Raw genomic sequence first — 11,980 nt, forward strand, 5'->3', positions numbered from 1 at the left:
TTTTTTTTATCAATAACGTTCCTGATGTCAGCGCCGTGGCGCGAAAGGGTAACGAACAGTGTGAAATCAGTTTGCAGAAGCTGGTTCTAATTTAATTTTTGCGTCTTTCTCTTCTGACAGTGCCTTCTGACGGTTACGTTCCAGTTCCAGTGCACCGAAGTGAGACAGAATACAGAAGATGATGCAGCAGACGATACCGCCTAACAGCAGATAGAAACCGCCGTGCCAGCCCATACGGTCAACAATGAAACCGAACAGAGTGGTGCCCAGGGTTGCACCCAGGATGTAGCTCATGAAACCGCGTAAACCCACCGCAGAACCAACCGCGAAGCTCGGGACGATTTCCATGGTCTGCACGGATGCCAGGAACTGAGGCACATAAATCAGGCAACCGACAACCGCAGCAAAGAAGGTGACGACGGCCAGGGACTGGCTCTGCCAGTAGCCGATCAGGCAGAAGAAAATCAGGGTCATACAGACGATAGCCAGCGGCATTCTGCGGCCTTTGAACAGTTTGTCTGTCAGCCAGCCTGCCAGCAGGGTGGACGGAATCGCAGCCCATTCGAAGAACAGGAAGGCCACACTCATCTGATCTTTACTGAAGTTTTTCTCAGTCAGCAGATAAATCGGCAGCCAACTGATGATCCCGAAACGCACCATGTACACGAACACGTCAACAAAAGAGACATACCAGGCGTTTTTGTTTTTCAGCACATAGGTGCAGAAAATCTGAAACGCAGACATATTTTCCGGAGACTGCTCTTTCTGTGTGTCAGATAGAACCACTTTTTCTTCCGGCATCATCTCTGCCAGTGCCGGTAAACCTTCCTGTTCCGGAGAACCTTTACCCAGCAGCAGGACGATCACCGCGAAGATCACAGCGATAACCGCCGGAACCGCATAGCTTGCCGCCTGCCAGTGCTCAGTACCGAGAACCGCGAAAGCCGCGCCCACGATTGGCGCAACGATACCGCCGCCGACGTTATGGGAGATATTCCAGAAAGCCCCGATACGGCCGCGTTCACGGCGCGGGAACCATTTGGCGATAGTAATAAAAGAAGGACCGACACCCATGCCCTGGAACAGACCGTTGAGGGCAACAAAACCGACGAACAGCCAGAACGCGCCGCTGAAGCCCATACCGAGGTTAACAATGGCACAGAGGATCAGGCCAAAGGCCATAAAGGCTTTCGGGCTGGCTTTATCTGCCAGGCTGCTCATAATTCCTTTACTGATCCCGTAAGTGATCAGCATGCAGCTGGTTAACATACCGATCTGTGTTGTGGTCAGATCGAGGTTTTCTTTCAGATAGGGTGTGGAGAGCGTAAAGTTATTACGAACAATATAATACGCTAAGTAACCGAGGAACACGCTGAGCAATGCCTGAACGCGGTAGCGTTTGTAAGTGGCAGGCACTTTTTCAGGTGCGACTTTATTTTTTGCCATAGCCGGCTTTAAAAATGACAGCATAATTTCACCTGCAGAAATGTATTTTAAAATAGGATTACTGTGTGTATGGTCGTTTTTTTTCTGACAGGGTTATCATGTTCCGGCTGGATAAATATCTCAATATCATGCTTTTGAGTCACTTTTGACTCAATATTAAAAATAAAAGGTATAAACTGACACAAATAAGTTTATTGATATGTTTGTTTTGTATCACTATGAAACAGAAGGGAAAATAAATAATGCAAATGATAAATAAAAATGAATAAATAGCTTTTATATTGAACTGTAAGGCTTTTATTCTTGTTTTGTTGTTGTGGTGATTTATTGCTATTATTGTTTCCTGCATTGTTATTATCTGTTTATGGCGATGATATTAAAATATCAGTCCGGTTACCGTTCCTGTTTGTTATTTCATTTAATATCTGCGGCGCGGATACCGGTAAACAAACGGGTAATATTTGTCTCAAACGGACTTTTGCGACAAACTGAAAAAGATGTCATTTTTATGATGTGAATCACACCCCGCAAACGAATACAGAACCCAGCTTATGCCACAACGCCGAATCCGCCGCTTTGCGGCCAGTATGATAACCGCCGCCGCGCTGATATTCAGTCTGTCAGCTATGGCGAAACCGGATGAACTGGTGATCGCCACCACATTTTCACCGGAAGCAACCGCCCATATTATCAGCAGCTGGCAGCAGCAGCCCGGTGCCGTCCGTATCCGTACCATTAACCGCACCAGTGCGGCACTGGAGCGTCTTCTGGATACCCCGGCACTGGAAGATGTTGATCTGGTGGTGACATCCTCGCCGATGTTATTGCAGCATCTGCAGGAGCATGACCGGCTGGCGGAGCTCACTGATCTGCCGGATGTTTCCCGGCGTCTGGTGCCGCTGCGGCTGCGCGATAATGCGGCAGCGGTGGCATTTTCCGGTTACGGCATTCTGGTGAATAAACGGCGGATGGCGGAAAATAATCTGCCGGTTCCGGCATCGTGGGATTCCCTGACCGACAGCCGCTATCAGGGGTTGCTGCTGATGAGCAGCCCGTCACGCTCGGATACCTATCATCTGATGGTCGAATCGCTGTTACAGCAGCGCGGCTGGGATGAGGGCTGGGCGCTGCTGCTCAATGTTTCCGGGAATCTGGCGACTATCTCGTCACGCAGTTTTGGGGTGGCGGACAAAATCAAAGCCGGGCTGGGCGGTGCCGCGCCGGTGATTGATAACTACGCCTGGCTGCTGCTGGGCGATCCGGAGCTGGCCTTTAATTATCTGCCGGACTCCGCGACATCCCCGACCTTTGTCGCGATAAGCCGCCACAGCCTGAATAAAGACAATGCCCGCGCCTTTATCGGTTTTTTGCTCAGTGAACAGGGGCAGAACGTGCTGGCGGACAGCAGCACCGGTAAATATCCGGTCACACCGCTGCCGCAGGGAAATCCGCGTGAGCCGGTGCAGCGCCGTCTGCTGAATTCCCCGCATCAGATGGATGAGAATCTGGTGCTCAAACGTCAGCGTATGGTACAGCAGCTGTTTGACACCGCGATCACCTTCCGTCTGACGGAATCCATCGATGCCTGGCGGGCGCTGTATACCGCCGAAGCCCGCGTGAAACGTCCGCTGCCGCATATCCGTGCCCTGCTGACCGCCATGCCGGTCTCTGCGCAGGAAAGTACCGACCCGGCCTATTACTCACGTTTTGACGATAACCGCAAAGCAGAGGAAGAGTATATCCGCTGGCAGCAGTTCTTCCGCGAGCAGCAGCGCAAGGCTATTGCTGAACTGGAGAAAGTCCGGTGAAACAGCGTATTGCCCGTTATATCGGCCGGTTCAGTATCAGCGCGATCCTGCGCAGCGCGTTTGTTATCGGCACGCTGATGACACTGATTGTCAGCTGTGTGAGCCTGTACGCCTGGCAGGCGCAGAACCGTCAGATCCGCTACGCGCTGGGGGATTATTTTCCGCGTATTCAGGCGTCGTTTCTGATCGAGGGACAACTGAACACGCTGGTGGATGAGCTGAATGAGTTCCTGAAAGCGCCGGATACCGCAGCGCGTCTGCAGCTGCGTAATCAGATCACGCTGCATTTGTCACAGATCGAAGCGATCAACCGGAAACTGAGCGGAGAGGATCAGGCGCAGATCACCGCGATTGTGCAGCAGGGACAGGCGCTTTTGCAGCGTCTCGACAATGCCCTGTATACCCTGTTTCTGGCCCGGGAGAATGTGAATACGCTGTCCGCGCGGATCGCCTGGCTGCATGACGATTTCAGTACCGAACTCAGTTCACTGTCACAGGACATCAGCTGGCAGCAGGGCTCTCTGCTGGATCAGACAGAGCAGGATCCGTCCCGGGCTATCGCCTTGCAGGGCAGTCTGCGCAAAGTGCAGGGGGAGTTACAGCTGATTTATACCCTTGCACGGCTGGAGGGGCAGATTATGGATGATCTGACCGGGCGTCTGCGTGATGAACAGAATGAAAATACGGAAATCAGCGCGGATTCGCACAGTTATGTCCGCTACCTCTCCTATCTGAAGTCCGGTGCGGAATCAAACGAAACGGCGCTGGATATGTATCCGAGCACCGTGACACTGCGCCAGACCATTGATGAACTGCTGGATATCGGCCTGTCTGACAGTAAAATGCCCGGCGTGCTGAAAGATTACCGCGCGGCGAAAGCGGAACTGGCGGCTGCCACGGCAGAAAAAGATCGCATTCTGGAGCGGTTCCGCACTCAGCTGGATGTGCAGCTTGATAACAGCCACAGCCAGTTACAGTCTCTGAACCACCATCTGTCCGGCATTATGAGTTACAGCGGTATTATCATTATTATTACCGCGCTGCTGGCGTTATTACTGGCGGTGATCTTTAACCACTATTTTATCCGCACCCGTCTGGTCAAACGCTTTACGGTGCTGAATCAGGCAGTTGCACGGATAGGACACGGTGATCTGACCGCGGAGATCCCGGTTGAGGGGCGCGATGAAATCGGCCGGGTGGCCATGCTGCTGCGCCAGACACTCAGCCAGATCAACCGGCAGAAAGTGCAGCTGGAACAGGAAATTACCGACAGAAAAGCCATTGAGGCTAATCTGCGTGCCACACAAAATGAGCTGATCCAGACGGCGAAACTGGCGGTGGTCGGGCAGACCATGACTACCCTGGCGCATGAAATCAATCAGCCGCTGAATGCATTATCTATGCACATTTATATGGCGAAGCGGGCTCTGGCGGCGGAAGGAAACACCAATGCCGTGAATGCACTGAATAAATCCGCACAGCTTATTACGCGGATGGACGGCATTATCCGCTCTCTGCGCCAGTTTGCCCGGCGGCGGGATGACGGCGCAACATTACAGCCGATTGATTTGCACCAGAGCGTTCAGGATGCGTGGGATATCCTCGCATTACAGAACAAAATGCGCGATGTCACCCTGCATCAGCCGGACTTTCTGCCGCAGGTGCAGGGGGATGCTATCGGCATACAGCAGGTGCTGGTCAATATGCTGTCCAATGCGCTGGATGCCTCACCGGCAGCGGCTGAAATTGTGATTGATTTTACGGAGTCCGGTGATGAGATTTCTCTCTTTATCAGCGATAACGGCAGCGGCTGGCCGATAGAACTGGCGGACTCACTGATGAAGCCCTTCACCACCAGTAAAGAAATCGGCCTCGGGATCGGCCTGTCTGTCAGCAGTTCGATCATGCAGCAGCTGGGCGGGAGTCTGCGGATCGCATCCACGCTGACCCGCCACGGATGTGTGATCCTGAGTTTTAAAAAGGTAACTGAATATGCTTGATGATAACTACGATATCTTATTAATAGATGATGATACGGATGTCCTGGAAGCTTACTGTATGCTGCTGGAACAGGCCGGATATCGTGTTTATGCCTGTCATGACCCGCTGGCGGCCAAGGAGCTGGTTCACCGCGACTGGTGCGGTATTGTGCTCAGTGATGTCTGTATGCCGGGGTGTTCCGGTATCGATCTGATGGCATTGTTCCTGGAAAAAGACAAATACCTGCCGGTACTGCTGATCACCGGTCACGGCGATGTGCCGATGGCGGTGGAAGCGGTCAAACAGGGGGCGTGGGATTTTCTGCAGAAACCGGTGGATCCGGAGCATCTGCTGACCCTGACAGAAAAAGCCCTGGCTGCCCGCAAACAGCGGGTAACCCAGCGCCGCTGGAGTTCAGAGCAGCTGACACTGAATCTTGCCGGTGAGAGTGAATGGACAGAGCATGTCCGTCAGCAGCTGCGCGGACTGGCGGAAACCCATGCTGCGGTCTTTCTGCACGGTGAGCCGGGGAGCGGCCGCACCTATCTGGCGCGTTACCTGCATCAGATAAGCAGCAATAAACGCGGGCCGCTGGTGATCAAAACCCTGCTCAGTGATGAAGAGATCCCGCTGGAGGCCTGGCTGGATGAAGTGACGGACGGCACACTGGTGATCAAAAATATCGATCTGATGCCGCTCAGCCGGCAGCGCTGGCTGGTACAGCATATCCGTCAGGAGCAGCGGACGTTCCGCCTGATCGGGATCGCTGATACGCCGCTGATTATGCTGACCAAACAACAGAAGATTATTGCCGAACTCTATTACTGTTTCTCCATGACACAGATTGCCTGCCTGCCGCTGTCCCAGCGCAAAGCCGATATTGCACCGATATTCCGTTATTATCTGGAACAGGCCTGTTCCCGTCTGAATCATCCGCTGCCGAACCTCGCGGAACCGCTGGTGAAAAAACTCACCCGGCGGCACTGGCCGGGCAATGTCAGTGAACTGGCGAACGCGGCGGAGCTGTATGCGGTCGGGATTATGCCGATGGGCGATACCGCGAACCCGCTGCTGCCGTCCGTGGCACCGACTGCGCTGGATCAGCGGGTGGAGAGCTATGAGCGGCAGATTATCACCGAAGCCCTGAATATCCATCAGGGGCGGATTAACGATGTTTCAGAGTATCTGCAAATCCCGCGTAAGAAACTCTATCTGCGGATGAAAAAGTACGGGCTGGACAAGCATCACTATCGTATATGACATAAATTAATCTGATGGTTTTTGCCTGTAAGCCGGTTTGTGTAAAATTAACCGGCTTTTTTATTTGTTTTCATCCGGTTTTAATTTAAAATTTTTGAATGATTTGTTCGTATTATTTTAACGATGACGTTAATAATCAAATATAACGGCTAGCACCAATGGAATTATCAAAATTAGCGATTCGTGCGCTTTGTATTATTGTTATTTAACAATAAATGCTTTGGTTTTGAAACTATTTGTCACATTATGCATGCAATAAGTGCTTTTTTTGACATATCTTGCTATTTATCGCCAATCGGGGCTGAGATCGTGTTGTAATATGAACTTTCAGGGTGAATAATCTACAAGGCTCTGTGTAAATAGAGTCAGAGAGTAGTGGTTAATATAATAGGAATATAAAATGAAAAAGACATTATTAGCTGTATTAGTCCCGCTCGTTGCATTAAGCGGCGCTGCAAACGCGGCAGAGATTTATAACAAAGACGGTAATAAACTGGATCTGTACGGTAAAGTCGATGTTCGTCATTTATTCAGCGACAATGACCACTATGGCGACAGCCAGAACGGTGATGACTCCCGTTTCCGTATCGGTCTGAAAGGTGAAACTCAGATCACTGATCAATTAACCGGCTTTGGTCGTTTCGAAAACGAAATCAAAACCAACGGTACTGAAGGCGAAAACAAAAACCAGGTTCGTTTAGCTTACGCTGGTCTGAAATTCGCTCAGTTCGGTTCACTGGACTACGGCCGTAACTACGGTGTTATCTATGACACCAACGCATGGACCGATGTGCTGCCAATCTTCGGTAACGACACCATGACCCAGACCGACGTCTACATGACCGGTCGTGCTGCAAACCTGCTGACTTACCGTAACTCTGATTTCTTCGGTTACGTTGACGGCCTGAGCTTCGCATTACAGTATCAGGGCGCAAACGACGATAACTCTATCGCAAGCCGTGGTACCAGCAATTTCAATGACCCTACCAGCTACGATAAAACAGCTAACGGTGACGGCTTCGGTTTCTCCACCGCGTATGACATCGGCTGGGGTGTGAGTGTTGGTGGTGCGTACTCAAGCTCTGCCCGTCCGGACGGTCAGAAATATAACAAAGCAAGCGGTGCTCTGGGTGATCGTGCAGAAGCATGGAACGTCGGTGCTAAATTCGACGCTGACAACCTGTACCTGGCAGCCGTTTACGGTGAAACCCGTAACATGACTTATTATGGTAACGGTAACGGCAACTGGGATATGGCTCAGACTGCTAACAAAACTCAGAACATCGAGTTAGTGGCTCAGTATCAGTTCGATTTCGGTCTGCGTCCATCCATCGCTTACCTGCAGTCTAAAGGTAAAAACCTGAATACTCCGTATGGCAGCGATGATCAGGACCTGGTGAAATATGTTGATTTAGGTGCTTACTACTACTTCAACAAAAACATGTCTGCTCTGATCGACTATAAAATTAACCTGTTAGACGAAAATGAGTTCACCCGTCAGTCCGGTATCAACACCGACAACGTACTGGGCTTAGGTTTAGTTTACCAGTTCTGATTTAATTCAGAGAACGTATAATGAAAAAGGAGGCGAAAGCCTCCTTTTTTTATATCTGAAAATCAGTGAAATAATCACTTTTGAAAACTTTTTAATCGCGTGAGTTATTATTTCACTTTTCTTCAGGCAGTAAAAAAGGAGGCGGCTGCCTCCTTTTTTGGCTTATTGCTTGTAATTTGAATCGACACAGACAAATCACCAATAAGAATTTGTTCGAACGCTGTAATAATAGTCCATATCGGGATAAAACATTTAACTATTGATGTGATTTTAGGTTTTTCGTTTATTCATTTTGTGCTTATGATTAATTAATACGTAATGTAAGTAAATATGAATAATATTTTTGATGGTTTATGCTGTGCGGTCAGAAAAGGTAACGATCAGATTGCTTTATGTATTGTGCCGGCTCGCCGGCACATCAGCAGTGTCAGACAACCTGCACATCCCCGATCCGGCGCAGGGCATCAGTGACCAGATCCCAGAAGCGGGTGTGATCCAGTTTTACCGCTACCTGTGTCAGGCAATCCGCCGGAGCCGGCGAACGGAAATCCGCAACGGTCATGCCGAGTGTCAGTGTGCCGGTCAGCTCCACGTCCAGCGGCACTTTGCGGGTGGTCATCACGGACGGGTCGATCACATACGCGACCGCGCAGGGGTCATGTACCGGCGGATAATCGAATCCCTGGGCGCTTTTGTACATGGTGCCGAAAAATTCCAGCAGTTCGAGGACAAATTGCGCCGGTGCTGTGCCGACCGCCGCAATTTTGCTGACAACCTCCGGGGTTGCCAGCGCCTGGTGTGTCAGGTCCAGCCCCACCATGGTGAGCGGCCAGCCCGCGTTAAACACAATGTGCGCCGCTTCGGGATCAATTTTGATATTAAATTCCGCAACCGCACTCCAGTTGCCGGTGTGATAGCCGCCGCCCATCAGCACCACCTCTTTGACCCGGTCAATAATACGCGGCTCCAGCCGGGCGGCCAGCGCGATATTGGTCAGCCCTGCTGTCGGCACCAGGGTAATGGTTTTCGGCGGATGCGCCATAATGGTATCAATGATCAGCTGTACTGCATGGCGCGGATCTAATGCCAGCACCGGCTCCGGTAATACCGGCCCGTCGAGACCGGAATCGCCGTGAATATCCGGCGCAGTTTCAATCTCCCGGATCAGCGGGCGCGGGCAGCCTGCCGCAAAAGGAATACCGGTAATACCGGCAATACGGGCAACGGCCAGCGCATTGCGTGTCACCTTCTCCAGTGTCTGATTGCCGACCACCGTGGTGACTGCCAGCAGATCAATCTGCGGATTACCGTAAGCAAGTAATAGTGCGATGGCATCATCATGGCCGGGATCGCAGTCAAGAATGATTTTTTTCTTCACATATTCCTCTTTATCTGTCCGTTTAAATTCACCGTTATGTTACACACTCTGTGCCCGGAAAAATAATAAGCCGCCCGAAAATCTGAGCGGTTGCCGGGTAATCACAGAAACAACACAATAACAGCGGAGAATAATGCCTTTTTTCGGGAACAGAGAAAGTTCAGGGACGGGCAGCCGGATTATCCGCGGAGAGGATCCCAGATTTGCTGAAAACGTTTTGAATTACTGGCGGTATAAATAACGGTATGGGAAATATTCCTGTGCCCCAGATAATCCTGAATCAGACGGGTATCGCGGCCGAGATCGGCAAGGGAATAGCCGCAGGCATGACGCAGCATATGCGGATGTGGTGCGACGGAGATATTGGCGGCCCTGCCGTACTGCTTTAATAAGGTATGAACCTGCTGACGGGAAATAGCCCCGCTTTTCTGCGATAAAAATACCCATTCCAAATCCCGGTTACGCCAGGTATTTCTTATATTAAGCCACGACACCAGCGCATTATATTCAATATCAATCAGCGGTTGTGTGGTGGAAAGCCCGCCTTTCAGACGCCGGACATAAATAAGGCGGCTGTCCAGATCAATATCAGAAAGTGACAGATGACATAATTCACTGACGCGGAAACCGTGCAGATAGCACATTAAAATCATGCAGTAATTCCGTTCGGCATACCGGCTTTTCCGGGCTTCTTTCAGGATGGCGTCAACTTCATAACGGGTCAGAAACTTACGTTTGTCCATGATTTATTCCTGTTTATTGTCCGATAAGTTCATAAAAACCAGAGATATCACTATAGCAAGTAATAAAAATGAATAAAGACAACGGACAGGAAAGAAAGTACTACAAAGTGTTTACGTATTGACAATATATTCATAAAAACCAATCAGAAATTGGCTTTTTTTAATCTGAGACAGATCAATTTAAGGCCATTGTACAGAGGTAAATATTCTCAATTTAAAAAAAGACAAAATACATCAAATTGTTTGTAATTATCACCAAAGGCTTTCCCTTAGTCAAATATTGATGTGTTAGCCAAATTATCAACACATAACTCATTAATTTTTAAAAGGTTAATATTTTATTCTGCCGGGTGGCGGCAGCCTGCTTCACTGCTGTCATTATTTTTTACAGCACTTGAAAACAGAGAGGGGTAGAAACCCGACATTCACCTGTTTTGCGTGATAAAAAAGAACAGTTTTCTTAATTTTTCTGCGATAACAGCAATTCATTCTTAACGGGACAATTTGATGTATTTTGTCCCGTTTTTTTATATATCCGGATAACGGAACAGACATATTCATCAAATAACGATAACGCCGCGCGGTTTCATATTTCCGCGTGTGACCGCGTTATTTTTAATATCAAAAAAGCAGAACGTAATATAGGAAATAACATGACTTTGAATAAATTAGCATTAGTGCTGGGCTTTGGTATGTCTGTGGTTGCAGGTGCGGCATCTGCTGCTGATCAGGGACACGGTACTGTTAAATTCACCGGTTCAATTATTGACGCGCCTTGCTCTATTACGCCGGATACCGAAAACCAGACTGTTCCGTTAGGCCAGATCTCCACTGCCGCACTGAAAGACGGCGGCCGCAGTAATTCCCGTGATTTTAAAATCGCATTAGAGAATTGCACAACAGAAACCTACAAAACAGTACAGACCACTTTCACCGGTTCTGAGGCCGCTGATATTCTGGCCGGTTCCCTGGGTATTGAAGGGATTGCCAAAAACGCGGCGGTTGTTATTACTGATGCAGGCGGCAAACAGATCAAATTAGGTACACCAAGCGCGGCACAGGCTCTGCGTGACGGTAATAACGACCTGAACTTCGCAGCGTATTTACAGGGTTCTTCTGCTGAAGCCGCTGTTCCGGGTGACTTCACCGCTATCGCGACATTCGCACTGACTTATCAGTAATTAATGCCGGCACGGCTCAGGGATGAACCGTGCCGCTTTTCAGTTGCGTGCGTTCAGCGGAGGCAGGAAATGATGAGCAGAGTCATCCCTCAGGGAGTGCTGATAACAATAGTGTGTTTTTCCTCTTATACAGCGGCAGGTGAAACGAAACAGGATGCAAAAACCAGCCTGCGTTTCGGCGCGGTACAGATGCAGGGCACGATCCTCGAGCCGGTCTGTACGATTTCCACCGCCAGCCGTGAGCAGGCCGTGGCGCTGACCGATGTTTCTGTTCCGCAGCTGCGTGATGAAGGGCAGGGACCCGCGGACTACTTCTGGATCAGGCTGGCGGAATGTACCGTGCTGCCGGTGAAAGGCGGTGCGGCGGATAATCTCCGTTTCCGGGTCACGTTTGAGGGGGCTGAACAGGACGGACGTTTTCAGCTGACCGGCTCCGGCAAAGGGGCTTCCTTATCGATTTCAGACCGCAACGGGAATGAGGCGGTTCCCGGCAAACCCTTACCGCCCGCAGATATTGATCTCAATAATATGGCGCTGCGATATCAGGCGCGTCTCGTGAAAAACAGTGATGAACTTCAGTCCGGTTATTACCGGGCAACAGTGGGTTTCAAGCTGGAATATTATTAAAC

9 protein-coding genes are annotated in these 11,980 nt (G+C 50.1%); 6 read left to right on the top strand and 3 right to left on the bottom strand.

What is annotated here, in order from left to right; translation table 11 throughout:
* Window positions 1–66: 66 nt before the first annotated feature.
* The gene (pgtP, locus tag AB7038_RS04185; protein ID WP_368889886.1) at window positions 67–1,470 is read right to left on the bottom strand and encodes a phosphoglycerate transporter PgtP; all 1,404 of its coding nucleotides are present in this window, start codon (window positions 1,468–1,470) and stop codon (window positions 67–69) included.
* Between the two features lie 527 nt (window positions 1,471–1,997).
* Here pgtP and AB7038_RS04190 point away from each other — a divergent pair.
* The 4 genes from AB7038_RS04190 to AB7038_RS04205 all read left to right on the top strand — a co-directional run bounded on the left by AB7038_RS04190 (window position 1,998) and on the right by AB7038_RS04205 (window position 8,049).
* Complete coding sequence (locus AB7038_RS04190) at window positions 1,998–3,254, top strand: ABC transporter substrate-binding protein (RefSeq protein WP_440590455.1); 1,257 nt, start codon at window positions 1,998–2,000, stop codon at window positions 3,252–3,254.
* The gene (gene pgtB, locus AB7038_RS04195; protein WP_368889887.1) at window positions 3,251–5,254 is read left to right on the top strand and encodes a two-component system sensor histidine kinase PgtB; all 2,004 of its coding nucleotides are present in this window, start codon (window positions 3,251–3,253) and stop codon (window positions 5,252–5,254) included. The genes AB7038_RS04190 and pgtB overlap by 4 nt, the downstream gene beginning before the upstream one ends.
* Window positions 5,247–6,494, top strand: coding sequence for a two-component system response regulator PgtA (gene pgtA / locus AB7038_RS04200; RefSeq protein ID WP_368889888.1), 1,248 nt, complete (start codon window positions 5,247–5,249; stop codon window positions 6,492–6,494). The genes pgtB and pgtA overlap by 8 nt, the downstream gene beginning before the upstream one ends.
* Window positions 6,495–6,894: 400 nt before the next feature.
* The gene (locus tag AB7038_RS04205) at window positions 6,895–8,049 is read left to right on the top strand and encodes a porin (RefSeq protein ID WP_369452821.1); all 1,155 of its coding nucleotides are present in this window, start codon (window positions 6,895–6,897) and stop codon (window positions 8,047–8,049) included.
* A 427-nt stretch (window positions 8,050–8,476) separates the two neighbouring features.
* On the opposite strand, the gene uriH is transcribed toward AB7038_RS04205, so the two are convergent.
* Both uriH and AB7038_RS04215 read right to left on the bottom strand, forming a co-directional pair.
* Window positions 8,477–9,427 carry a uridine-preferring nucleoside hydrolase UriH gene (uriH, locus tag AB7038_RS04210; protein WP_368889889.1) on the bottom strand — a complete coding sequence of 317 codons (951 nt, stop codon included), beginning with the start codon at window positions 9,425–9,427 and terminating at the stop codon, window positions 8,477–8,479.
* Window positions 9,428–9,606: 179 nt separating this feature from the next.
* Complete coding sequence (locus AB7038_RS04215; protein WP_004234895.1) at window positions 9,607–10,170, bottom strand: tyrosine-type DNA invertase; 564 nt, start codon at window positions 10,168–10,170, stop codon at window positions 9,607–9,609.
* 653 nt (window positions 10,171–10,823) lie between these two features.
* On the opposite strand from AB7038_RS04215, the gene AB7038_RS04220 reads away from it, so the two are divergent.
* The gene (locus AB7038_RS04220; protein WP_025152552.1) at window positions 10,824–11,351 is read left to right on the top strand and encodes a fimbrial protein; all 528 of its coding nucleotides are present in this window, start codon (window positions 10,824–10,826) and stop codon (window positions 11,349–11,351) included.
* 69 nt (window positions 11,352–11,420) lie between these two features.
* Window positions 11,421–11,978, top strand: a complete 558-nt coding sequence (locus AB7038_RS04225; protein WP_072869064.1) for a fimbrial protein — start codon at window positions 11,421–11,423, stop codon at window positions 11,976–11,978.
* Window positions 11,979–11,980: the final 2 nt, after the last annotated feature.

Origin of the sequence: Morganella morganii (genome assembly GCF_041099235.1) — a bacterium.
GTDB lineage: Bacteria > Pseudomonadota > Gammaproteobacteria > Enterobacterales > Enterobacteriaceae > Morganella > Morganella morganii_E.